This window comes from Pedobacter gandavensis (assembly GCF_032678745.1).
Taxonomy (GTDB): Bacteria; Bacteroidota; Bacteroidia; order Sphingobacteriales; family Sphingobacteriaceae; genus Pedobacter; species Pedobacter gandavensis_C.
Genome location: NZ_JAVTST010000009.1, coordinates 98,397 through 123,499, shown reverse-complemented (window position 1 = coordinate 123,499; position 25,103 = coordinate 98,397). Strand labels below are relative to the sequence as shown.

At 39.3% G+C, this 25,103-nt stretch carries 23 protein-coding genes; 13 read left to right on the top strand and 10 right to left on the bottom strand.

The window, feature by feature from the left end:
* Window positions 1-2 precede the first annotated feature (2 nt).
* Together R2S10_RS21820 and pdeM are read left to right on the top strand one after the other, a co-directional pair.
* Window positions 3-2,546: a ligase-associated DNA damage response DEXH box helicase gene (locus tag R2S10_RS21820; RefSeq protein WP_316842538.1), complete on the top strand. Its 2,544-nt coding sequence runs from the start codon at window positions 3-5 to the stop codon at window positions 2,544-2,546.
* Complete coding sequence (gene pdeM / locus R2S10_RS21815; RefSeq protein WP_316842537.1) at window positions 2,543-3,178, top strand: ligase-associated DNA damage response endonuclease PdeM; 636 nt, start codon at window positions 2,543-2,545, stop codon at window positions 3,176-3,178. Before R2S10_RS21820 ends, pdeM begins: the two co-directional genes overlap by 4 nt.
* 19 nt (window positions 3,179-3,197) lie before the next feature.
* On the opposite strand, the gene bioA is transcribed toward pdeM, so the two are convergent.
* Genes bioA through R2S10_RS21800 form a run of 3 tightly spaced genes read right to left on the bottom strand, consistent with a single transcriptional unit; the run spans window position 3,198 to window position 5,826 of the window.
* Complete coding sequence (gene bioA / locus R2S10_RS21810; RefSeq protein ID WP_316842536.1) at window positions 3,198-4,466, bottom strand: adenosylmethionine--8-amino-7-oxononanoate transaminase; 1,269 nt, start codon at window positions 4,464-4,466, stop codon at window positions 3,198-3,200.
* A gap of 2 nt (window positions 4,467-4,468) precedes the next feature.
* Window positions 4,469-4,906: an NUDIX domain-containing protein gene (locus R2S10_RS21805; protein WP_316842535.1), complete on the bottom strand. Its 438-nt coding sequence runs from the start codon at window positions 4,904-4,906 to the stop codon at window positions 4,469-4,471.
* Entirely contained in the window at window positions 4,903-5,826 is a 924-nt protein-coding gene (locus R2S10_RS21800; protein ID WP_410479016.1) for a cation diffusion facilitator family transporter, read from the bottom strand. Before R2S10_RS21800 ends, R2S10_RS21805 begins: the two co-directional genes overlap by 4 nt.
* Window positions 5,827-6,015: 189 nt before the next feature.
* On the opposite strand from R2S10_RS21800, the gene R2S10_RS21795 reads away from it, so the two are divergent.
* Window positions 6,016-7,209, top strand: a complete 1,194-nt coding sequence (locus tag R2S10_RS21795) for a pyridoxal phosphate-dependent aminotransferase (RefSeq protein WP_316842533.1) — start codon at window positions 6,016-6,018, stop codon at window positions 7,207-7,209.
* Window positions 7,210-7,577: 368 nt separating this feature from the next.
* On the opposite strand, the gene R2S10_RS21790 is transcribed toward R2S10_RS21795, so the two are convergent.
* The gene (locus R2S10_RS21790) at window positions 7,578-8,819 is read right to left on the bottom strand and encodes an ABC transporter permease (protein WP_316842532.1); all 1,242 of its coding nucleotides are present in this window, start codon (window positions 8,817-8,819) and stop codon (window positions 7,578-7,580) included.
* Window positions 8,820-9,160: 341 nt separating this feature from the next.
* Between R2S10_RS21790 and queA the strand changes: the two genes are divergently transcribed.
* Entirely contained in the window at window positions 9,161-10,210 is a 1,050-nt protein-coding gene (gene queA / locus R2S10_RS21785; protein WP_316842531.1) for a tRNA preQ1(34) S-adenosylmethionine ribosyltransferase-isomerase QueA, read from the top strand.
* A gap of 99 nt (window positions 10,211-10,309) precedes the next feature.
* Window positions 10,310-10,984, top strand: a complete 675-nt coding sequence (locus tag R2S10_RS21780) for a 2-C-methyl-D-erythritol 4-phosphate cytidylyltransferase (protein ID WP_316842530.1) — start codon at window positions 10,310-10,312, stop codon at window positions 10,982-10,984.
* Between the two features lie 44 nt (window positions 10,985-11,028).
* On the opposite strand, the gene R2S10_RS21775 is transcribed toward R2S10_RS21780, so the two are convergent.
* The 6 genes from R2S10_RS21775 to R2S10_RS21750 all read right to left on the bottom strand — a co-directional run bounded on the left by R2S10_RS21775 (window position 11,029) and on the right by R2S10_RS21750 (window position 14,067).
* Entirely contained in the window at window positions 11,029-11,190 is a 162-nt protein-coding gene (locus R2S10_RS21775) for a lmo0937 family membrane protein (RefSeq protein WP_265840187.1), read from the bottom strand.
* A gap of 165 nt (window positions 11,191-11,355) precedes the next feature.
* Window positions 11,356-11,577 carry a DUF2795 domain-containing protein gene (locus tag R2S10_RS21770; protein ID WP_008240955.1) on the bottom strand — a complete coding sequence of 74 codons (222 nt, stop codon included), beginning with the start codon at window positions 11,575-11,577 and terminating at the stop codon, window positions 11,356-11,358.
* Window positions 11,578-11,663: 86 nt separating this feature from the next.
* On the bottom strand, window positions 11,664-12,212 hold the full coding sequence (locus R2S10_RS21765; protein ID WP_316842529.1) for a cob(I)yrinic acid a,c-diamide adenosyltransferase: 549 nt from the start codon (window positions 12,210-12,212) through the stop codon (window positions 11,664-11,666).
* Window positions 12,213-12,221: 9 nt separating this feature from the next.
* A complete protein-coding gene (locus R2S10_RS21760; protein WP_316842528.1) occupies window positions 12,222-12,980 on the bottom strand; it encodes an ABC transporter ATP-binding protein in 759 nt (252 codons plus the stop codon).
* Between the two features lie 65 nt (window positions 12,981-13,045).
* Complete coding sequence (gatC, locus tag R2S10_RS21755) at window positions 13,046-13,336, bottom strand: Asp-tRNA(Asn)/Glu-tRNA(Gln) amidotransferase subunit GatC (protein ID WP_187666921.1); 291 nt, start codon at window positions 13,334-13,336, stop codon at window positions 13,046-13,048.
* Window positions 13,333-14,067 carry a lysophospholipid acyltransferase family protein gene (locus R2S10_RS21750; protein ID WP_316842526.1) on the bottom strand — a complete coding sequence of 245 codons (735 nt, stop codon included), beginning with the start codon at window positions 14,065-14,067 and terminating at the stop codon, window positions 13,333-13,335. Before R2S10_RS21750 ends, gatC begins: the two co-directional genes overlap by 4 nt.
* A 140-nt stretch (window positions 14,068-14,207) precedes the next feature.
* Between R2S10_RS21750 and trpS the strand changes: the two genes are divergently transcribed.
* From trpS to yidC, 8 genes are all read left to right on the top strand, one after another.
* On the top strand, window positions 14,208-15,206 hold the full coding sequence (gene trpS, locus R2S10_RS21745; RefSeq protein ID WP_316842524.1) for a tryptophan--tRNA ligase: 999 nt from the start codon (window positions 14,208-14,210) through the stop codon (window positions 15,204-15,206).
* A 49-nt stretch (window positions 15,207-15,255) separates the two neighbouring features.
* Window positions 15,256-15,870, top strand: a complete 615-nt coding sequence (locus tag R2S10_RS21740) for a deoxynucleoside kinase (RefSeq protein ID WP_182955057.1) — start codon at window positions 15,256-15,258, stop codon at window positions 15,868-15,870.
* 1 nt (window position 15,871) lies between these two features.
* Window positions 15,872-16,603: a 3-deoxy-manno-octulosonate cytidylyltransferase gene (gene kdsB, locus R2S10_RS21735; protein ID WP_316842523.1), complete on the top strand. Its 732-nt coding sequence runs from the start codon at window positions 15,872-15,874 to the stop codon at window positions 16,601-16,603.
* 13 nt (window positions 16,604-16,616) lie between these two features.
* Window positions 16,617-17,165, top strand: a complete 549-nt coding sequence (locus tag R2S10_RS21730; RefSeq protein WP_316842522.1) for a hypothetical protein — start codon at window positions 16,617-16,619, stop codon at window positions 17,163-17,165.
* 703 nt (window positions 17,166-17,868) lie between these two features.
* The gene (locus R2S10_RS21725; protein ID WP_316842521.1) at window positions 17,869-20,649 is read left to right on the top strand and encodes an outer membrane beta-barrel protein; all 2,781 of its coding nucleotides are present in this window, start codon (window positions 17,869-17,871) and stop codon (window positions 20,647-20,649) included.
* 3 nt (window positions 20,650-20,652) lie between these two features.
* Window positions 20,653-21,414 (top strand): GLPGLI family protein, encoded by a 762-nt coding sequence (locus R2S10_RS21720; protein ID WP_316842520.1) that lies wholly within the window; start codon window positions 20,653-20,655, stop codon window positions 21,412-21,414.
* Between the two features lie 158 nt (window positions 21,415-21,572).
* Window positions 21,573-23,189, top strand: coding sequence for a CTP synthase (locus tag R2S10_RS21715; RefSeq protein WP_316842519.1), 1,617 nt, complete (start codon window positions 21,573-21,575; stop codon window positions 23,187-23,189).
* A 20-nt stretch (window positions 23,190-23,209) separates the two neighbouring features.
* Window positions 23,210-25,012: a membrane protein insertase YidC gene (gene yidC / locus R2S10_RS21710; RefSeq protein ID WP_316842518.1), complete on the top strand. Its 1,803-nt coding sequence runs from the start codon at window positions 23,210-23,212 to the stop codon at window positions 25,010-25,012.
* The last annotated feature ends 91 nt before the right edge of the window (window positions 25,013-25,103 follow it).

Genomic DNA, 25,103 nt, shown 5'->3' with positions numbered 1-25,103 from the left:
ATATGGGCTTATTAGAGCAGAGCAAGGGATACAAACAAGTCATTCGATGGCTAAAAACTGGCAAAAGAAAACCTTTCCAGTTTCAGAGTGATGCCTGGCAATATTATGCTGAAGGATATAGCGGATTGATCAATGCGCCTACAGGATTTGGAAAAACATTTTCTCTATTCCTCGCAGTACTGATCGAGGAATTGAATGAGCAGGAAGAAAACAGATTGAAGTCAGGATTAAAAAGAGGCAGGGAAAAACCGGTAAAGCACAGTAAAGGGTTAAAACTGATCTGGATTACCCCATTGCGTTCTTTGGCAAAAGATCTTGCCCGGGCCATGCGGGAAGTATGTCTGGAATTAGAGCTGGACTGGCAAATTTCCGTTAGGAACGGCGATACTACTGCCACGGAAAAACTAAAGCAGAAAAAGCAAATGCCGGAAGTGCTGATCATCACACCAGAAAGTATGCATTTACTACTGGCACAGAAAAACAATGCTACTCATTTTCATCAATTGCGTTGCATTGTTGCCGATGAATGGCATGAATTGATGGGGAGTAAACGTGGGGTAATGGCAGAGCTGGCCATCTCCAGAATCAAGGGCATCCTCAAAGTGCAACATCCAGAACGCTTACTTCGAATATGGGGCATTTCTGCCACCATAGGAAATCTGGAACAAGCCATGGAGGTATTGGTGCCCTATCCCGATTTGCTAAAAATCATCATCAAAACTGACCTAGAAAAAAAGATTATCATCAAATCTATCCTTCCTGATCACATTGATATGTTGCCCTGGGCAGGCCATTTGGGCCACAAATTAGCACATAAATTGTTACCTATCATCCATAAAAGCAAGACGAGCCTAATTTTCACCAATACCCGTGGACAGGCAGAATTGTGGTATCAAAATTTGTTGGCATTGGATGAAAACCTCGCGGGAGTATTGGCTATACACCATGGTTCTATTGATTATGAATTGCGGAACTGGATTGAAGATGCGTTACATTCAGGTGTACTAAAAGCGGTCATCAGCACCTCTTCCCTTGATCTTGGCGTAGATTTTAAACCGGTAGACACCGTAGTCCAGATTGGTTCCCCAAAAGGAGTAGCCAGGTTTTTGCAACGTGCAGGAAGAAGTGGCCACTCTCCAAATGAAACCTCAAAGATATACTTTCTGCCCACACATGCACTGGAATTGGTGGAAGCCGCGGCCATTAAAGAAGCTGCAAAAACACAACAGATAGAGAGTCGGGAGCCAGTAGTCATGGCCTTTGATACGCTTGTTCAATACCTGGTTACGCTGGCTGTTGGCGATGGTTTTGACGATCAGGAGATTTTTAAAGAAATAAAAGAAACGCATGCTTTCCAGGAAATCTTAGCCTCAGAATGGAGCTGGGTCATGCAGTTTATCACTACTGGTGGCGACAGCCTTACGGCTTACAACGAATTTAAGAAAGTCGTTAAATCGGATGGGCTATGGAAGGTGGAAAGCCGACAAATCGCCATGCGCCACCGCCTTCACATTGGGACAATTGTGAGCGATGCCATGATCAAAGTAAAATACCTTAGCGGTGGCTACATTGGTATGGTGGAAGAGTCTTTCCTCGCCAAATTAAAAGCAGGGAATAGTTTTACCCTTGCCGGGAGAATTCTCGAATTTGTAATGATCAAGGAGATGACAGCCCTGGTGAGGCGTAGCAAAGCAAAGAAAGCAATCAGCCCAAGCTGGATGGGCGGCAGGATTTCATTGAGCGCCAATCTGGGGAGTATCTTAAGAAAAAAATATAATGAAGCCCTTGATAAAAACCACCAGGATGAAGAACTGGACATCATCATGCCACTTTTCGAAAGACAGGCAGCGGTGTCTCATGTTCCGAAAAGCGATGAATTTTTACTGGAACTGATCCATACCAAAGATGGCTATCATTTCTTTACCTACCCATTTGAAGGTCGTATGGTTCATGAAGCAATGGCCGCATTGATTGCCTATCGTCTTAGTCTTCATACCCCGATTAGCTTCTCCATTGCCATGAATGATTACGGTTTTGAATTACTGGCAGAACACCCCATTCCTTTAGATGAAAAGAACATCAAAACCTTATTTAGTCCAGAAAATCTAGCTGAAGACATTGTAAGCAGTATCAATGCGACAGAAATGGCCAGGAGAAAGTTCAGAGATATCGCTTGTATCTCCGGTTTGGTATTTCAGGGATTCCCGGGCAAATATACCGCCAACAAGCATTTACAATCTTCTGCCTCCTTATTTTTCAGTGTTTTTAGTGATTATGATCCACACAATCTATTGTTGCGTCAGGCTTATGAAGAGGCTTTTTACCAGCAAATTGAAGAACCCAGATTGTTGGCGGCCTTACAACGCATCCAGCAAAGTACCATCATTATAACTAAACCCGAAAGCTATACGCCATTATGTTTCCCAATAAAAGTAGATAGTCTAAGGGAAAATATGAGTACCGAAGAACTAGGGCAAAGAATTGAAAGGATGACTCTTGAAGCAGATAAAAAAAGTATATTCCGTAAAATTAAAGCTAAAAAATGAACATAACCTGTAGCGGAGAGACCCTGATACTGAACACTGAAAGGGCAATTTTCTGGCCAGAGCAGCAATTATTGGTCATCAGCGACCTACATATTGGGAAGCCTGCACATTTCCGTAAGCATGGAATACAGGTTCCTTCTACCCTTGGCGACCAGGATTTACAGCGACTCGCAGGCCTCATTGATCTTTATAAACCCAGCACAGTGTTGATTACCGGAGATCTTTTTCATGATCAGCTCAATAGTGATGTAGACCTGTTTTCGGCTTGGAAAGCCTCCTTTAATACAACTAAATTCCTATTGATTAAAGGCAATCACGATAGGTTACTAGAGAAGGATTACAAAGATTTAGGAATTGAAGTCTATGAAAAAGAAATGATTTGTCCGCCTTTCCGGTTTATCCACGATCGGCCCGATGCTGCAAGCGAATACTATACGATTTCAGGACATATCCATCCGGGAGTTAGGATATATGGAAAAGCAAGGCAAAGTTTAAACCTACCTTGCTTTTACTTTGGTTCAACCTATGCAGTGCTACCTGCATTTAGCGCCTTTACCGGATTAAGTATGCTCAAGCCACAACAAGGAGATCGTTTTTATGCCATCAGCCCAGGCCGTATCATTGAAGTTTAGGCCTGGAATGATCGCGCTTTTAAATTTCGTCTAAGGCCTGGGTAATGGTCTCATAAATATAATCCAGGTCCTCATCGCTGATGATGTATGGAGGTAAAATGTATATAATATTTCCTAAAGGCCTTAACACAATTCCTCTATCCAGGAAATAAAGATAAAGTTGATTTCTCAATCCGCTTAAATAGGAAGTATCGTTTCCTGTTTCCCATTCCATCACTAGAATAGTCCCTTTCTGACGCACATCTTTAAGCTTTGGATGGTCCTTTATCTGCGCTGCAAATGCCTCATTCTTTGCTTTTATCCGTTGGATATTTGGCAAAGTTTCCGGACTCAGCAGAATATCCATACTGGCCAAAGAAGCGGCACAAGCCACTGGATTGGCCGTAAAAGAATGTCCGTGGTATAAAGTCTTCAGTTTATCTTCGCTTAAAAATGCTTCAAATACTTTCTGATTACAAGTGGTTACACCTAATGGCATCGTACCACCGGTAAGTCCTTTAGAAAGACAGAAAATATCAGGAGCGTTGGTTAAGGTTTCACAGGCAAAGTAAGTTCCTGTACGACCAAAACCTGTCATTACTTCATCAGCGATGGTCAAAATTCCATGCTTCTGACAAGTTTCAATCAGTTGATCCAGGTGTTCAGCCTCATACATCAGCATCCCTCCGGCACCAAGCACCATCGGTTCAAAGATGAAACAAGCTACCTCATTACTCAGGTAATTGATTTTAGACTTGATCTGCTCAATATTCGCAGCAGTAGGAAGATCGATAAATTCCACATCAAACAGCATAGAACTGAAAGGTCCGGTAAAAATACTACGACCACTTACAGACATTGCACCAAAGGTATCCCCATGGTAAGCATCTTTAAAAGCGATGATCTTAGTACGTGTGGTACTTCCGCTGTTAGACCAAAACTGCAAACACATTTTCAGGGCCACTTCAACTGCTGTAGATCCATTATCGGTATAAAAAACCTTTTCCTGGCCTGCAGGAAGGATTTCCAATAATCTTTCAGCCAGTAACACTGCTGGTTCATGAGTAAAGCCAGCAAAAATCACATGCTCCAACACATTCAGTTGCTCTGCTACTTTTTTAGCAATATGGGGATGTGCATGTCCATGAATATTCACCCACCAGCTGGAAACAGCATCAATATACTTCTTCCCATCTTCATCAAATAGGTATACACCCTCTCCCCTAACAATTGGAATATGCGGTAAAGCATTTTTCATTTGAGTATAAGGGTGCCAGATTACTTTCTGATCTCTTTCTGCTAAAGTCATGCTTAAATATTTTTGTTGACTAGTAATTCAACTACTTTCTGATCTGTTTTAAAAGTAACATCTTCCACTTTAAGGTCTTTTAAATCTACCCATCTGAAAGCCTGCAAGCTATCCCCATCAAAGTCAAAAGGGATGGTTTTAAAATCCAGTAATAAGGGCTGAACCTCTTTTACCATATAATAAATACTTAAAATCTGACTGTCATTAAAGGACGATTGCTCATAGAAGTCGGTGGTATAAATATGCTCCAGTACTTCTACTTCGGCATTACACTCTTCCATAAACTCTCTTTTGAGTGCGTCGATCAGGCCTTCACCCAGCTCTAGTCCACCACCAGGGAATTTACTAAAAATCCTCCCTCCAGACTGCTCATCACTGATCAGTACTTGATTGTCAGCATTAATAAGCAGGCCGTATACCCTTACGTTAAAATAACTCATTGATCGAAATGTTTTTGATTTTTTGTTGCATTGTCCACTGTCCATGGAATTTCCTTGCGGAACTCTTCCTGTCTGACCTTACAGTTTTTCATCTTGCAATAGTTGCAACATGCCGGCAAGCAAGGATCTGCGTGGATAAAAAGTTCTGTAGTATGTGCTGCATTCACATTGATCAATTGATCAATGGCAGATATTTCATGATGAACCTGATTAAGGTCAAAATAATAAGGTAAAGTAATGTGACAATCAATGTGAAGATCTGCGCCATATTGTTGTGCCCTTAAATTATGGACATCAATCCAGGATTCCTGTCTATTTTCCTGTAGTATGGCTACAATTTCTTTGACCAGCTCTACATTACTTTCGTCCATCAATCCGCCTACCGATCTCCTGGTGAGCTTGTATCCGTTATAGATAATATATAATCCGAGTAGAATAGAGATGACACTATCCAGCCAGAATATCTGTGTGATTTGTATTAAAATGATCCCTACCACCAGGCCGGCACTGGTAATCGCGTCGGTCATGAGGTGTTTCCCATCGGCTTCCAATGTAATGGAGCGATGCTTTTTACCGGTATTAATCAGGTAAAGGCCTACCAGCAGGTTCACAATTCCGGTAACACCGATAATGATTGCTCCTTCAAAAAGCTGTTTGATTTCGCGAGGAAAAACCAGGTCGTAACTAGATTTAAAAACGATAATTAATCCGGCGATGGCGATCAGTATGCCCTCCACAAAAGCGGAGAAGAATTCAACTTTCCCATGTCCATAGGGATGATTTTCATCTTTCGGGAGTGTGGCGAGGTAGATGCTGTAAAAAGCAAAACCGCTGGCCAGAACATTGACAATGCTTTCTGCCGCATCCGTAAGGATGGCATTGGAATGTGTCATAAAATACGCTCCAAATTTAGCGAGCATCAAAATGACACTAATGCATAAGGAAACGAGTATTGCTTTTTTCTGAGGTAACAATTGGCAGAGTTTAGCCGTCAAAAATACGTTTTAACCAGCAAACTACATTAAAAAGTATTTTTTTTAGTTTATAATTCCGTTAGGTTTATATATTTGCGTTCTCACAAAATTATATTTGCTTGCGCACAAAATATTATGACATTTTTATCCAACAGAATCAATAACCTTTCAGAGTCACAGACCATTAAAATGGCAAAGTTAGGTAGAGAGCTATCCTCAAAAGGGATCGATGTAATCAACCTTAGCTTCGGTGAACCAGATTTCTTTACTCCAGAGTTTGTAAAGGATGCAGCGAAGATCGCTGTGGACGAAAACTACTCTTATTATACTCCTGTATCAGGTTATCCTGAATTACGTAAGGCAATTGCTGATAAGTTATTGAGAGAAAATGGACTAAACTATGGTTTTGATCAAATCGTAGTTTCTACTGGCGCAAAACAATCTTTGGCCAATGCGGTAATGTGTCTTGTAAACCCTGGAGAAGAGGTTATTGTACCTACTCCTTACTGGGTATCTTACTCAGAAATGATCAAACTTGCGGAAGGCGAAACAGTATTTATCAATGCTACCGTAGAAAACAACTTTAAAATTACTGGTGCACAATTGGAGGCGGCAATCACGCCTAAAACCAAATTGTTCATGTTCTCTTCTCCATGTAACCCTACAGGATCTGTTTATTCGAAAGAAGAACTTGCTGACCTGGTTGCTGTATTTGAGAAATATCCAAATATCTATATCATCTCTGATGAGATTTACGAACACATTAACTTTGTAGGAAAACATGCTTCGATTGCTGAATTTGATTCTATCAAAGACAGAGTGATCTTAATCAATGGTTTCTCAAAATCTTATGCAATGACTGGATGGCGTGTAGGCTATATGGCCTCCAACAAAGAAATTGCTAATGCTTGCGATAAAATGCAGGGACAAGTAACTTCGGGAACTTCTTCTATTGCACAACGTGCTGCTTTACACGCTTACCAAGGTGGTTTAGAATCTGTAAGCGCGATGGTAGATGAATTCAGAAGCCGTAGAGATATCGTTTACTCTTTATTAAAAGAGATTCCAAACATCAAAGTAAACCTTCCTGATGGTGCTTTCTACTTCTTCCCAGAGGTTAAAGCTTATTTCGGAACTAGCACTGGCGATTACAAAATCACTAATGCAGAAGATCTTTGTCTTTACCTATTAAACGAAGCTCATGTTTCTACAGTAACAGGTGAAGCATTCGGTAACGAAGATTGTATCAGAATTTCTTACGCTGCTGCGGAAGATAAATTAAGAGATGCTGTATTGAGAATCAAAAATGCTTTATCAAAATTAAGCTAAGATAACATACTTCATAAAAAAAGCCGGTTTCCTAAACAGAAACCGGCTTTTTTGTGCCTTATAAAACTCATCAATTATTTAAATAATTAAGTAAATAAAATAACCATCCGCTTTTCATCCCCGAATCTTTGCTGAAGGGCAAACATTCGAATGTCTTCAAAGCTAGATGTCCATTTTATTGCTATCCACCATGCTATCCACCATGCTTTCCATCATGCTATTTAGTGTAGCGAGTAAATATCCCAAAGGAACATCGTTACAGTGCAGATTGATCTCGGAAAAGGCCTAGAAAGTTTTCCGCCCTTCAGCGGAAAAGGTTTCAGCCTTTGAGGAGTATCGACCTGCATTGTAACAGGCACAAGTCCTAATTACGAGCGAATTGCTTCAACAGGGTCTAGTCTCGACGCCGAATATGCTGGCCAAAAGCCTGAAATCACCCCTATCACTACTGATATCGTAAATCCAAGTATAATATTCTTCATAAACAGTGTCATTTCAAATCCGCCTGCGGTGAGTCCGAGTGTCAGCAAATAAACCAATAACAATCCAAAAGCCCCTCCTAATAAACACAGTGCAATTGCCTCAAACAGGAACTGCAACAGAATAAAATAATTCTTTGCGCCCAGCGACTTCTGAATTCCGATAATATTGGTCCGTTCTTTCACAGAAACGAACATAATATTGGCAATACCAAAACCTCCGACAAGGATCGAGAAACCACCGATTACCCAACCTGCGATATCTACCACACCGAACATCTGATCGAGCTGATTGGAGGCGATGGTACTTTTATTCAGTGCAAAATCATCTTCTGCCCCTGGCTTAGTTCGTCTAATCGCTCTTAATGCACCTCTGATCTCACTTTCCACTTCCTCGAGGGCGACATAATCCTTACCTCTTACCGTGATTGTAGGATCATATCGTTCACTCTCAACATCCATAATCCCTTTGGCAAAATTGATCGGCATCAGGACATTTTTATCCTGGGACATGCCCATCATATCTTCTCCCTCTTTCTTAAACACGCCCACAACGGTTAATCTTCTTCCCATTACAGAAATCGCTTTACCGATCGCAGGCTCACCATTAAACAAACCATCGGCGATATCGGCACCAATAATAACCACCGGTGAGCCGGATTTCCCTTCACTTTCTGTAAAATACCTACCCTCTTGAAAGTCCAGATTCCAGGTTTTATTAAAATCCTGCGAAGCGGCCCTGATGGCACCACCTTCTACGGAGTTACTTCTATATTTTATGGTTCTACCATTGGCAGAAATTTCATAGGAAACACCTTCTACATATTCCAAACGATCTTTCAGTCCTTCATAATCCCTCAATGATGGTTCAGGTCTGTTCACATATTTCCACCATGGGTAATCACCGAATCCACCCCAAGGCCATTTTTGCACGAATACCGTACTGGAACCTAGTTTATCAATACTCGCCTGCAATTTACCTCTCAGGGTATCTACAGCAGAGAAAACGAAGATAATGGTGAATATACCGATGGTGATTCCCAATAAGGAAAGCATGGTACGCGTTTTATTTTGGCGTAGCGCATCTAGTGCAAATCGAAAACTTTCGCCTATTAGTCTGAGAATAATCATAATTAGGGTTTAGACCAAAAATAGCCAAAAAGGTTACAGTGAAATCTTATATAATATAAAAAATACACGGTAGTACTAAAAATAGATGTATACCGTCAAAAAACCAATTGAACCATTTAAATATTACAATATTTATTAATAAATTTAATATTAAATAATAAAACTGATTTATCATCCAAAATAAATTCAGTTGACTAAGCACTTTAAATAGTCGGTGACCTTAAAAAAAACCGGATAGGCATTGAATATTTAACAATTCAGGGACATACTCTGCGGATTATTTGTGGAAAACAAAATTATATTTCGTAAATTTGCGCCCTTAATTATCACATCGAAAAAATATGAAGTTATCTCAATTTAAGTTTAATCTACCTGAATCATTAGTTGCCAATAATCCTTCAGAGCATAGGGACGAAGCCCGTTTAATGGTTTTGCATAAAGATAGTGGCAAAATTGAACATAAAATATTCAAGGATGTTTTAAGTTATTTTGACGACCAGGATGTCATGATTTTAAACAACACCAAAGTTTTTCCTGCACGTTTATACGGCAATAAAGAAAAAACTGGTGCAACGATTGAAGTATTTTTGCTACGTGAATTGAACAAAGAGTTGCGTTTATGGGACGTTTTAGTAGACCCTGCTCGTAAAATTCGTGTTGGAAACAAGCTATACTTCGGTGATGACGACCTATTGGTTGCAGAAGTTGTAGACAATACTACTTCCCGCGGACGTACCATTCGTTTTTTATTTGACGGTACTGACGAAGAGTTCAGAAAAAACATTGAAATTCTAGGAGAAACTCCACTTCCAAAATATATCAAGCGTAAAGCTACTGCTCAGGATAAAGAGCGTTACCAAACCATCTTCGCTAAGCATGAAGGTGCGGTTGCAGCTCCTACAGCAGGATTACACTTCAGCAGAGAGTTGATGAAACGTCTGGAACTGAAAGGTATAAACTTTGCAGAAGTAACCTTACATGTAGGTTTAGGTACTTTCAGATCTGTGGAAGTAGAAGACTTAACGAAACATAAAATGGATTCTGAGCAATTCATTATTGAGCAGAAAGATGCGAATATCGTAAACAAAGCGATTGAAGAAAAAAGAAGAATCTGTGCGGTAGGGACAACTTCTATGCGTGCGATTGAATCTGCTGTTTCTTCAGGAAAATTGTTAAAACCAGCAAACGACTGGACGAGCAAATTCATCTTCCCTCCTTATGATTTCAGCATTGCGAATTCAATGATTACCAATTTCCACACTCCTGAATCTACGCTACTGATGATGGTAAGTGCTTTTGGTGGATACGATTACGTAAGAAATGCTTATGAAGTAGCTTTAAAAGAAAAATACCGCTTCTACAGTTATGGAGATGCGATGTTGATCATCTAATTAAAAATATAACGATTAAAATAGGAGATTTTGAACCATTAAGGTTTGGATCTCCTATTTTTGTTTAGCACCATTCCCAACATCTTTTTTAGCCCAATCATGAAGTATTACGCAATTATAGTCGCAGGAGGTTCCGGATCAAGAATGCAGAGCGATATTGCCAAGCAGTTTTTGCTGTTGGATGGCAAACCTATCCTGATGCATACCCTGGAGGCCTTTGCGAATGCTGAGTTACAACCTGAAATACTGCTTGTTTTAAACATCCACCAGCACCAATACTGGGAAGAACTCTGCAAAGCCCACAGCTTTAGCGTTAAGCATTTAGTAGTAAAGGGTGGGGAACAGCGTTTTCACTCCGTTAAAAACGGTTTAAAGGCCATTAAAGGCAAAGGAATCGTGGCTATCCATGATGCCGTTCGCCCATTGGTCTCTTCGGCTCTGATTTCACGTTCTTTTGCTGCTGCCGAAGCGAATGGCAATGCCGTTGCCGGCGTAAAGGCTACAGATTCTGTGAGGATCATCAATATAGAAGGTAAGACTGAGGCCTTAAACCGCGAGAACCTGCTCATGATCCAGACCCCACAAACCTTTGCAATAGAGCTATTGAGGAAAGCTTATCAGCAACCTTTCAGAAATGAATTCACCGATGATGCTTCCGTAGTGGAGTATGCCGGCTATCAGATCCAGGTGATTGAAGGAGCCAGGGAAAACATAAAGATTACCTATCCTGAGGATTTGGAAATTGCTTCGATCTTAAAAAAGAAAGGCTTCTGATTTTCTCAGAAGCCTCTAACTATATTAAAGAATAAATAAGAAAATTAAGCTGCTCTGTTGATAATTTTCAGAATGATAGCGATCACAGCAATCACCAAAAGAACATGAATCAGACTACCTACATTAGGGCCAAATCCTTGAAAGAAGAACCCAATCACCCATAATATCACTAATACGACTGCTACTAAATAAAGTAAATTTCCCATAACGTTTGATTTTAAGATCTGTATTTTTAGATGAAATTAATTGAGGTTATTTTTACAACCCATGACATTACATAAACAATCATCATTCCAAAAAAGTTCTGGCACAAAAAAAAGGCCCTGTGTTTACAGGACCTTTACAGTTAAAAATATCGTCTTCCTTGAAGATTAGTATTCGTCTTCGTTGAAGAAGAAATCATCTTTAGTAGGATAATCTGGCCAAATTTCTTCGATGGTTTCGTATGGTTCCCCATCATCTTCCAAAGCTTGTAAATTTTCAATCACCTCTACTGGTGCGCCTGATCTTATCCCGTAATCAATTAATTCGTCTTTTGTTGCAGGCCATGGAGCGTCTTCCAAATGCGATGCGAGTTCTAGTGTCCAATACATATTTCCTATCCTAATTAAGTTATTCTATTCGTTTCGCAAAAGTATATTAAAAAACCTGAGCAAAACAAACTTTTTTTCAACCATTTTTAGAGCCTTGGAATCCAGATGTTTTCCGTTGCTTTTGCGTCTAAGTTCAGTTTACGTGCCAAAACAAATAAATAATCGCTTAAACGGTTCAAATATATCGTCATTTTTTCGTCAACAAAGCTTTCAGACGCCAAATGTACAGTCAAACGTTCAGCACGTCTGCATACACAACGGGCTAAGTGGCAATAGGAAACCACTGTTGTACCTCCTGGTAACACAAAATGTTTCAATTCTGGCAACAATGTGTTCATATTGTCCATCTCCTCTTCGAGCAGGGTAATGTCCGCATCGTGGAGATCCGGGATTTTCATTCTCGATTTTTCAGGATCAGCAGCTAATGCAGCGCCAACCGTAAATAACCTGTCCTGAATTTCCTTCAACACTTTCTGATGGTGGGGATCAATTTCCTGGCACATGATGAGTCCGATATAAGAGTTCAGCTCATCTACCGTTCCATAGCATTCGATGCGTAAGTGGAACTTAGGCACACGGGTTCCACCAATTAAGGAAGTCAACCCTTTGTCGCCGGTTTTGGTATATATCTTCATATTGGAAAATTAACCAATTTTTTCGAAGTCATCACCACTTTGCTCTAATTTAACAAGGCGTGGAGAAACCGTTTTGATATCTGTATTCAGGTAATCATTTTCAATCAAACCATCACGCATACGTACGATACGGTGGGCGTGTTGTGCGATATCTTCCTCGTGAGTAACGAGAATAATTGTATTTCCTTTGCTGTGAATTTCTTCTAGCAGGCCCATAATTTCTACTGATGTTTTAGTATCCAGGTTACCTGTAGGTTCATCGGCAAGGATTATCGAAGGATTATTGATTAAAGCTCTAGCTACGGCTACCCTTTGTCGCTGACCACCGGAAAGTTCGTTTGGCTTGTGCATTACACGATTTCCCAAACCTACATTTTCCAATGCCTTGTGCGCTCTTGCATCACGTTCCTTTTTATTTGCGCCTGCATAAATCAATGGCAGAGCCACATTATCCAGGGAAGTAGAGCGTGGTAATAAATTAAAAGTCTGGAATACAAAGCCGATTTCCTTGTTACGAACTTCTGCCAGTTCATTCTCTGTCATCTGACTTACATTGATCCCATTTAGCACATACGTACCTTTACTTGGGGTATCTAAACAACCCAGAATATTCATCAAGGTAGATTTCCCGGAACCTGATGGCCCCATTAATGCTACAAATTCACCTTTTTGGATATCCAATGAAACTGATTTTAAAGCATGGATCACTTCTGATCCGATCACGTATTTACGGCCTATATCTTTGATGTTGATTAACGCTTTTTCCATTGGTAGCTAAATTATTCTGGTTTTTGTTTTAGACGGCAACCTACCCTCGAATGTTACATCCGGCTTTATTTTTCTAAGATTTTAGGCACCATAAAGAAGTTTTCATTGTGTTTCGCTGCATTTTTCAATCCATCTGCCACAGAAATTTCTTGTTTCACCACATCTTCACGCCAAACATTCTCTTCTTCATTCATATACACCAATGGCGCTACCCCTTTGGTATCCAACTCATTGAGCTGTTCCATAAAGGTAAGAATCTTATTCATATCCCCCATTAGGCTATCGACTTCTTTCTCTTCAATGGCGATTCGGGCCAGGTCGGCCACCTTATATATGGTTTCTTTATCTATGGTCATGCGCTAAGCAGTTTACTATTTATTAAATCAAAGATGCGTTCTTTTAACTGATCTGCATCTGTTATCGTTAAATCAGCGGTATCAACCGGCTGATGGATGTAAATATCACAAATTCCCGGCGTACTACCATATTTTGAGCCATCATCCCACATCTTTTTCCAGACATCGGATAAACTTACGGGAACAATAGACAGGTTTTTCTCTATGGCTAGGCGGAATGGACCATTCTTAAAAGACTGCAGAACAGGCGGATAATGATGTCCGTCAATCCCTCCTTCCGGGAAGATAATCAGGCTCCAACCCGCTTCCAGTCGCTCTCCAGCCTTTTTAAAAGCTCTAAAAGCCGAAATATTACTATCCCTGTTTACCGGAATATCGATCGTTTTAAAAAAGATTTTCAACATCGGATTCTTCAACAATGCCTCCTTCCCCATAAAATGAAATTTCCCCTGTGCGAGGATACAAAAAATCATGATGTCCAGGTTGGACGTATGGTTGGCGCAATATATATAGGTCTGATTTTTGTCTAAAGGCTGCTCAAAAGTGAACCTAAAAAAGAAGCCCGTGAGCCAGCTACTGAGAAAGCTATTGGCTTTTCGTAGCCTGTTGAGCGTTAGATATCCTTTCGGAGACTGTGCAGCGGCATAGTAAAAAGGATAAAATACTACCGAAAGCGACAGGATAATAAAGATAGAATAGATTCGATGGCTATGCTTTAAGAGTCGGATCATTGATTCAAAGCTACTATTTTTTTAAAGACAGCACTGCTAAAATCCTCATTCCAATGTAAATTCCTTATTAAAGCAGTTTATAAAAGATAAAAATGAAATTATAGGCCTCCCCAATACCTGTTTTTTCTTAATTTCGTTGCATGAAAGAAACGGTAGTTAGCGGGATACGTCCTACAGGAAAATTACACCTGGGAAATTATTTTGGTGCGGTTAAAAACTTTGTGAAGATGCAATACGATTACAATTGCTACTTTTTCATTGCCGACCTTCATTCTTTAACCACACACCCAACTCCTGACGATCTTCATGGTTATGTAAAACATGTATTAGTAGAATATCTTGCTTGCGGAATTGATCCGGAAGAAACCACCATCTATGTTCAGTCTGACGTTCCTGAAGTTGCAGAGTTGTATTTATACTTGAATATGAATGCCTATATGGGCGAATTGGAGCGCAGTGCTTCTTTTAAAGACAAAATCAGATCACAATCAGACAATGTAAATGCTGGTTTATTAACTTATCCAACCTTAATGGCTGCGGATATTTTGATCCACAAAGCGACTAAAGTTCCAGTAGGAAAAGATCAGGAACAGCACCTGGAAATGACCCGTACTTTCGGAAATCGTTTCAACAGAATGTACAAGACAGACCTTTTCCCTGAATCATTTGCTTTCAACTATTCAGAGAACCTGGTAAAAGTTCCCGGATTAGATGGAAAAGGAAAAATGAGTAAATCTTCTGGTGAAGGAAGTTGCATTTACCTTGCTGACAGCCCTGAAATTATCCGTAAAAAAGTTTCCCGTGCAGTAACAGACGGTGGACCAACGGAAGACAATCAGCCAAAACCAGAGGCGATTCAAAACTTATTTGATTTAATGAAAATCGTTTCTCCGGCAGATACTATGGCTCATTTCGATGGTCTATATAACAAATGTGAGATTCGTTATGGCGATTTCAAAAAACAACTTGCAGAAGACATGATCGTTTTCAATACCCCTATCCGTGAAAAAATTGAAGAACTTTCTAAAGACACTTCTTATTTACGTCAGGTAGCGAAACATGGTGCATTAAAAGCCAGAGAAAGCGCACAAAAAACCATTAAAGAAGCAAGAGAACTGATCGGATTCAAATCCTTTTAGTCTTAAAATTAGATCATATAGCTACGGAAGCTAGATAAATTATTAAAATATGCATATAGCTATAGTTGGAAATATTGGTGCCGGTAAAACCACATTAACAGAATTACTTGCCAAACATTATGGCTGGGAGGCGCTGTACGAGGAAGTTGAGGACAATCCTTATCTGGAAGATTTTTATAGCGACATGAAACGATGGAGCTTTAACTTACAGATTTACTTCTTAAACAGTCGTTTTCAGCAGATTGTAGACATTGAAAATAATAAGCGTAATGTAATTCAGGATAGAACCATTTATGAGGATGCGCATATTTTCGCAGAGAATCTTCATGAAATGGGCTTAATGACCACCAGGGATCACAACAATTACCGTGACATATTTGAGAATATTACCTCATTTATCAAACCACCGGATTTATTGGTGTACCTGCGTGCCTCGGTTCCTACGCTAGTAAATAATATCCAGCGCCGTGGCCGTGAGTATGAAGCCAGTATCCGAATTGATTATTTATCGAAGCTGAATGAAAAATATGAAGCCTGGATTAAAGATTACAATATGGGGAAATTACTGATTCTTGATAAGAATAAGCTTGATTTCACGAATAACCCAGAAGATCTGGGCAGTATTATCCGATCTATTGATGCAGAAATAAACGGTTTATTCTAAGATGAAGGTACTTGGTGTAATTCCAGCCCGCTTTGCTTCTACGCGTTTCCCCGGAAAACCATTAGTGGATATTCAGGGGAAAAGCATGATCCGCAGGGTTTATGAACAGGCGCTTAAAGCGACAGGGCTAGACAAAGTGGTAGTGGCTACAGACGATGAGCGTATTGCTGAGGAGTTGAAAAGTTTTGGTGGCGAGTACATCATGACTGGTTCGGAGCACCAAAGCGGTACGGACCGTTGTGCAGAAGTTGCCAGACAACTTCCAGGTTTTGATGTCCTGATCAATATCCAGGGCGATGAACCTTTCATTGACCCGGCACAGATAGACCTCCTGGTATCCTGCTTTGCAGATCCGGAAGTACAACTGGCTACCTTGATTAAAGAAATCCATACCGAAGCAGAGTTGTTTAACCACAACTTGCCCAAAGTGATATTGAACGCGAAAAAGGAAGCCGTTTATTTTAGTCGCCAGACCATTCCTTATCTTCGAAATTCAGAAAAAGAAAACTGGTTGAAAGCACATTTGTTCTATAAACATATTGGCATTTACGGATATACGGCGTCTGTATTACAGGAAATCACCCAACTACCTCCCTCTTCGCTCGAAATTGCCGAAAGTCTGGAGCAGTTGAGATGGGTAGAAAACGGCTATGCGATTCAAACCAGGGTAACTGCTATTGAAACGATTGCAATAGATACTCCGGAAGACCTTAAAAAGATACTGGGATCTTAACTAATTCCTCCTTATGAAGAAACACTACGCTTACCTTCTGTTATTCCTTTGCGTTCTTGCTGCCTGTAAAGGCAATAAAACCACTGTTTCTGCAGAGGATTTAAAAAACAATTTAAAAGGTCACACCGTATTAAAAGCTTTCAGCGACACTTTGCTCCTGGACACCTTTAAAGTGGTCTTAAAAGGAGAGAAACCGGCGGATATGATCATGAATTTTACCATTACCGCTCATGATGGCCAGCAGATTTATCAAAAGGAATTTAAAGCAACGGAACTGTTGAAAAATTACTCCTCTACGCTTGACCTGAAAAAGAAGGCAAAACAGTTGGAATTTATGCAGCAGGAACTGAAATTGTTTCTGGATGAGGAGAACTTTCTGGAACCTGCGGTGACTGAAAATGAGAACCCTGATAAAAATACACCAGACAAGGACTTTTATAATGAGCTAAAACGTACCGGACTAAACGGATTTAAATACCGCTTGTCTAATGAGACTGAAGTTTACATCGCCTGGTCGGCTCAAAAAAAACAGGTTTTACCATATTATAGCTGTTGCAAGTAAAATTAAATCCTTCCTGATATCCTTTCGAAAAGCCTGCAAAGCGGGATAATCTGATATTTTCATTCGCTTTATGAAAAAAGTTGAAAATTATATTGTGATTAAACTATATTTTGCATTATATTTAAATAATCAAAGAAACATAAACAAAGAAATAACAACCCAAACCTGCATATTCTAACCAAATATACTTTAACAAAAGTGCCCGGATTTTATTCGGGCCTTTTTTATGCCCGGAAGTTTTCCTAGTCCGCTCCTCCCCAACTCCATTCAAAATCTACACATCCAAATGAAGCCCCAGTACTGCCGCCATGCATACAACTACAAGGCTCAGGATACGCTTGACAGTTAGCAGGGCATTACAGCGGGTTCCTTAGATATCTGCCCCTAGCAAAGCCCTACTACAACCCCAAAAATAGCCTAAAGAAACCTGACCAGATTGAGGCAGTACTAAGGTTTTATTCCAATTCTTCCAGCAATAGCTTGTGTATGTACTCAACAACACTTATGTGTTTGCTATTCAAGTATCCGATTTTCGCTTTAAACCTTAAAAACTAACCTGGTAACGATCAATCGTTTATTTTAAAAATTTAACGCCTAACGCTTTTTGATTTTAAATTCTTGAAAGAATATGATTAAAAGTTAATAGAGACAAAAAAAATCTTGTTAGATTTAGGAAATCACTAGGAGGGCTAGTGGATAAACTATGCTGAAAAAAATTTTCACTTATATAATTTTCACTTTATTTTCATTCACGGCATTCGCACAAAAATCTATCATTAAAGGATTAGTTGCTGATACCTTAGAAAAAAAAGGTCTTGAAAATACTGCAGTCCTGTTAATCAGGTCTGTGGATTCTATATTAGTAAAAACAGCACGCAGTGACAAGAATGGACGTTTCGAATGGGGAAACATTCAAAAAGGCAATTATCAGCTGCTGATCAGTTACCCTAAAATGGCCGATTATATCCGCAATATCAGTATTGTAGCAGATACAGTAATTGACCTCGGAAGAATTAATATGGAGTTAAAATCCAAATTACTGAATGAAGTCGTTATTGCTGCTACCAAAAAAGCCATTAGAATGCGTGGTGATACCTTAGTTTTTCAAGCGGATAGTTTCGCAGTACGGAACAATGCCAATGTTCAAGAATTGCTCAAAAGGCTTCCCGGAATTGAGGTAGATAAAAATGGCGCGATCAAATCCCAGGGAAAGGAAGTGAAAACGGTGCTGGTAGATGGTGATGAGTTTTTTGGCGATGACCCCTTGCTCGCTACCAAGTACCTAAAAGCAAATGCCGTAGATGAAGTTCAGGTATATGAACGAAAGAGCAAAACCGCTGAGCTTACTGGAATTGATGATGGTATCAAGCAGAAAACCATTAATATCAAACTCAAAGACAACGCGAAAAATGGGTACCTGACTACCTTAGATGGCAATGCCGGAACCGATGCTTTTCAGGATTATGGGGGGATGATTGGCGCATTTAAAAGTAAGTTAAAAATGGCCGTCTTTGGTACTTATTCCAATCTGGATAACGATTCTAAAATCAACAATTCCATGCGGAAGCTCAAAGGAGAAGATTATGATATGATTGAGATTGGAGATGATGGCAGTTCCATTATGTATTCTTCTGGCGGTGATGATGATGAGGACTATTATTCCTCTACCGGAGGACTCCCAAGCAACATTAACCTTGGCGCGCATTATTCTGATAAATTTTACCGCAATAAAATGGGGTTAAAAATGAATTTCAAGGTATTTAACAACCAGAACACCAATAATAAGACCTCCTATTCACAGGAAAAACTCCCCTCCGGGCAGCAATTTATCAGTACTGGCAATACAGACGACCATTCTAATGTAACCGGAGAAAATATTCGTGGCACTTACACTTACCATACCGACTCTTTATCTGTCTTAAAAGTATCATTTGGACTAAAAAAGAACCGCAGTTATAACGAATCCACCAGTCTGAATGGGAGTACCAATGAATTTGGCACCCAGCTCAGCAAGAATAATCAATCCAATATTGGAAATGGTTCCGGCGACTTATTTAACGGTAACATCAACTGGTCAACAAAGTTTAAGAAAAAAGGACGGGCATTGTCGATAGACATTCAGCCGGAAAGTCAGCGTAATGATAGTAAGGAAAATAGTTTAAACCATACCGAATATTTCAATCCACAAGGGCAATGGGACTACAGTAAAGACATCAATCTGATTAAAGACAACTCAGGCAAACAGAATTCTATTGGTACCCGAATCAGCTATGCCGAATTGCTAACGAAACGATGGTCGATGGAAGCTGGCTACACCTTCAAAACCATTGCTTCCAGCAGCAACAAATTAGTATTTGATGCAGGCGCAAACGGTATTCAAAAAATTGATTCCCTGAGTAATAATTTCAAATTCATTAATTTTTCCAATATTGGTAAATTGATCTTTCAGTATAAAGTGAAAAGTTTTTCCATTTCCAGCGGTCTGGAAGCCACACAAACGAACTTTCAGCTAAAGGATTTGGATAAAGCCAGTATTTTCAAAAGAAACTACCTGAACCTCTCCCCCCGCACCAATCTATTTTACAAGGTCAACAATAATACGAGTATGGCCTTAAATTATAATGGCTTTCCTCAACAACCTAGTATTGAACAGATACAGCCTGTTACACAAATTAATACGCCATTATATCAGGTGATTGGTAATTCAAATTTAAGACCTTCTTTTACCAATAATTTTTCGGTTTCGTATACAAGTTTTATGATGAATTCAGATCAATTCCTTTCTGGTTCCCTGAATTATGGATTCACAAATAATGCCATTGTAAGTTCAGAAATCGTAGATGATTATAACAAAAGGACCGCCAGCTTTATCAATTTAAATGGTAATAATTCCCTGAGTGGAAATGTGTATTACGCCAAAGGCTTTTCAAAGCTTCATTTAAGAATGGGGCTGGATATGAGTTTTTACAGATCTGCTAATCTCGCGAAGATCAATGGTGTACAAAACAAATCTATCAATACGCAATACAATGCCAAAGGCAGTTTCAGCTATAACAACTCCAAAATAGACATTTCCTACTCCCCTTCTGCCTCTGTGATGTATGGCACCTCTTCTATCGGAGAAATTAATGATGGGAAAAGTATCATTCATAACCATGAACTATCTGGAACTGTACAACTGCCCTACCGCACAGAGTTTAATGGCACCTTATCCGTTTCAATGCGACCAGCCAATTCTTCTTTTGGAACAGACCTGAATGTGGTAATCTTGAACAGTTACCTGGCCACTAAACTGGGGAAAAACGAGGCTTTTGAGCTGAAACTAACGGCAACGGATATCCTCAATCAAAAGATTGGTTACAACCGTTTTGTAGGTGGAAATATCATCTCTGAAAACACATTCAGCTATATTCCACGTTATGTTTTGATTGGGATAAACTGGAATTTAAGTGGTAACTTTACTAAAGCCCCCGCTAATCCATAATTGATGATGAAACAACTGGCTTGTCTTTTACTTTTTTCCATCTCTTTTACCGCGGTAAAGGCGCAACAGCTTTTCATTCCGAATGGGACGATCATCTTTGAGAAAAAGGTGAATCTGCAACGCAGTCTGGCAGACTTAGGTCTTTCTGATGAGATGAAGGAAAGGATGAAAAAGTACAAGATCAACTATTGGGAATTGTCATTTGATGCCTCAAAATCCATCTTCCGTCCTTTGAAAAAAGAAGAAGAATCCGCCGATTTTTCTATTTTCGGTGGGGCCTTGGAAAATGAAAATGAGCTGTATACGAATTATCATTTGGATAAACGTATCCTTAAAAAGAACATCATGGGCGACGATTACCTGTTGAACGACACCATCCCTCAGATAGACTGGAAAATTATGCATGAAGTTCGAAATATTGCGGGCTATGATTGTAGGAAAGCGATCGGCGTGATCAATGATTCTGTTTATGTAGTCGCTTTTTATACAGATGAAATTCTGTTAAAAGGCGGTCCGGAAGGTTTTAGTGGTTTACCAGGTATGATCCTCGGATTGGCAATCCCCCGCTATTTCAGTACATGGTTTGCAACCAAAGTAACGCCCTACACGGAGCAATCCCTTGCGATTATTCCTCCACCAAAAGGAAAAAAGACGGAAACAGAGAAAGATTTCAAGAAATTAATAGAAATCTATTCCAGAAATTATGAACTTCAAAAACAAAAACCAGAAGCGATAAAAAAGCGGCTCTATGGTTTCGTACTCTAACTTTATCAACCATAAGTGCTTATGTCCTGATTTTGTAACATCAACAATATTTCCACAATTAGCCCTTCAGCTTCCGTTTTATTTGCTAACTTTGTATCCCGTACAAAAACAATAAAAGTAGCCTATAAAGCTGCCTTTATATTCAGAAACTCACAAACATGACTAAGTATATTTTTGTTACGGGCGGTGTTACTTCCTCATTAGGTAAGGGCATCATCTCCGCTTCATTAGCCAAATTATTACAAGCAAGAGGTTACAGTGTAGCCATTCAAAAATTTGATCCGTATATCAACATCGATCCGGGAACATTAAATCCATACGAACATGGCGAATGCTTTGTGACTGAAGATGGTGCTGAAACAGATCTTGACCTTGGTCACTATGAGCGTTTCTTAAACATCCCTACTTCACAAGCGAATAACATCACCACCGGAAGGATTTATCAAAATGTAATCAACAAGGAAAGACAGGGTGAATACCTTGGAAAAACGGTTCAGGTAGTTCCACACATCACTGATGAGATCAAACGCAACATGCGCATCCTTGGTGACTCTGGTAAATACGACATCGTAATTACTGAGCTTGGTGGTACTGTTGGAGATATTGAATCATTGCCATTTATTGAAGCTGTACGTCAGTTTAAATGGGAAGAGGGTGCAAACAATGCAATTGTAATTCACTTGACCTTGATTCCTTTCCTTGCTGCTGCAGGTGAATTGAAAACAAAACCAACACAACATTCGGTAAAAGCATTATTAGAATACGGTATTCAGCCAGATATTTTGGTTTGTCGTACTGAACACCATATCAATGCAGATATTCGTAAGAAAATCGCCCTATTCTGTAATGTAAACATTAATGCAGTAGTAGAATCTATTGATGCTTCTACGATTTATGATGTGCCATTGTTGATGATGAAAGAGCAATTGGACAAAACGGTATTGAGCAAATTGAAATTGGCACAGAAAAACGAACCGGATATGGAAAGCTGGAAAGACTTCCTTGGTCGTTTGAAAAACCCTACTTCAGAAGTAAAAATCGGTCTGATTGGTAAATATGTAGAGCTTCCTGATGCTTACAAATCGATTATTGAATCTTTTGTACATGCAGGTGCTAAAAATGAGTGTAAAGTAAAAGTAGAATATATCCATTCTGAAGGGATCTATGCAGACAATGCCAAAGAAAAATTAGCACACTTAGACGGTGTATTGGTTGCTCCAGGTTTTGGTAGCCGTGGTATTGAAGGGAAAATTGATGCGATTAAATATGTTCGTGAAAATGATGTTCCTTTCTTCGGTATCTGTTTAGGTATGCAATGTGCAGTAATTGAATTCGGTAGAAATGTATTGGGATTAACCAATGCAAATACGGTTGAAATCGATGAAAACACAGAGAACCCAGTGATCAATATGATGGAAGATCAAAAAACCATTACCAATAAAGGTGGTACTATGCGTTTAGGCTCTTATCCATGTGATGTTAAAAAAGGCACAAAAGCTTATGCAGCTTATGGAAAAGTACACATCACTGAGCGTCACAGACATCGTTATGAGTTCAATAATGCGTATTTAGAGCAGTATGAAGCAGCAGGAATGATTGCTTCAGGATTAAATCCTGATAGCCATTTAGTAGAAATTGTGGAGCTTAAAAACCATCCTTTCTTCGTTGGTGGACAATTTCATCCAGAATTAAAATCAACAGTTGCTAATCCTCACCCACTTTTTGTTAAATTTGTCGCCGCTGCGATGGAATTTGCAAAGAAAAAAATCAAATAATACGAGTTTAAATAACAATAATGGATAGAAATACGTTTACAGGCCTGTTCCTGATCATGATCGTTTTGGCCGGTTCTTTTTACTTTTTTGGTCCCAGTCAGACTGAAATCACCAAAGAAAAGGAAAGAATTGCCGCAGATTCTTTGAAAAAAGTTAATGCAGCCACAAAAACTACTGCTCCTGCAATCGCAGCAGCAGCAACACCAGCTGTTGACTCAGCAACATTATCAGGACCATTTGGTGGCAGCATCACAGGTACAGCTAAAACTACTGTTTTAGAAAATGAGAACTTAAAATTAACGCTAACCAATAAAGGTGGTAAGATCTTATCTGTACAGGTAAAAGATCAGAAAACTTACAATGGAAAACCGGTTATTTTATTTGACGGTGACCAGAATAAGTTTGGTTTAAAAATGAACATCAACGGTAAAATATTAAATACTGATGATCTTTATTTTACGCCAACAGTAACAGGCAATATGGTGAGCATGCGTGCCACTTATCAAGGTGATAAATACATTGAATATACTTACGATCTAAAACCAAAATCGAATAATGTTGCATTTAACATTAATCTGAATGGTTTAAATCAGGTGATTCAAACGGACTCTATCGTATTAAACTGGTCTGCAACGTTATTAGAGCAAGAAAAATCTGCTGCTAAAGAAAAAGAACACTCTGCTCCTTTCTACAAATATACAGACGCTAGTCCGGATCATTTGAGCGTTGCTAAAGATGAAACTGAAGAATTGAAAAAAGGAAAGATCGAATGGTTCTCCTTCAAACAACAGTTTTTCTCTGCAGTATTGATTCCTAAAAATGCTTTTGAAAGCGGTAAACTTGCCGTAACAGTAGCTACTCAGCCAGGTTTGATCAAACGTTACGATGCCGATATGAAAATGCATTTCGGTCAGGTGGCTAATCAAACCTATGCGATGGATTTCTACTTTGGAACCAATAAGTTCTCTGTGTTAAAAGCACAAGGGCATGAAATTGAGAAATTAGTAGATATGGGCTACTGGCCTTTAAAATACATCAATAGATTTGTCGTATTGCCAGTATTTAAATTCCTGGAAGCTTTTGGATGGAACTATGGCTTGATCATCCTGATCCTGACGATTCTTCTTAAAGTTGCGATGTCTCCATTGACGTATAAATCATACATCTCTATGGCTAAGATGAGAATTCTTAAACCAGAAATGGATGAGATTAAAGCTAAAGTAGGCGAAGATAACCCAACACTATTACAACAGGAATACCTTAAATTGTATAAGCAGGTAGGCGTAAACCCTCTGGGTGGCTGTTTACCGATGCTACTTCAATTGCCTTTTGTAATGGCCTTCTTCTTCTTCTTCCCGAATTTATTTGAGTTAAGAGGAGAAAGCTTCTTATGGATGAAAGATTTATCTACTTATGATGATTTCATCAAATTTGGTTTCACTATTCCATTTATCGGAGATCACTTGAGTTTAATGTGTGTGTTGATGACGATTTCGACCTTGATCTACACTTATTTCAATAACCAGATTTCTGGTGCAACAGGCCAAATGAAATACATTGGTTACATCATGCCGATCATTTTCTTAGGTGTCTTGAATAGCTATCCTTCAGGATTAAACTATTACTACTTCCTTGCGAATATGTTGACATTTGCTCAGCAGTTCATGATTAAATCTATGGTTGATGATGAAAAGATTCACCGTACTTTACAAGAGAACAAAACAAAACCTGTGGAAACTAAAAAGAAATCTAAATTCCAATCGAGATTAGATGACTATATGCGTCAGCAGCAACAAGCAGCTACTCAGGCAAAGAAAAAATAGTCTTTATAAAGACGTTACAAAAAGCACCTTTCGAGGTGCTTTTTGTGTTTAAGGTCGATTTTTATTGTAATAATTTGGTGTGTATTGCGAA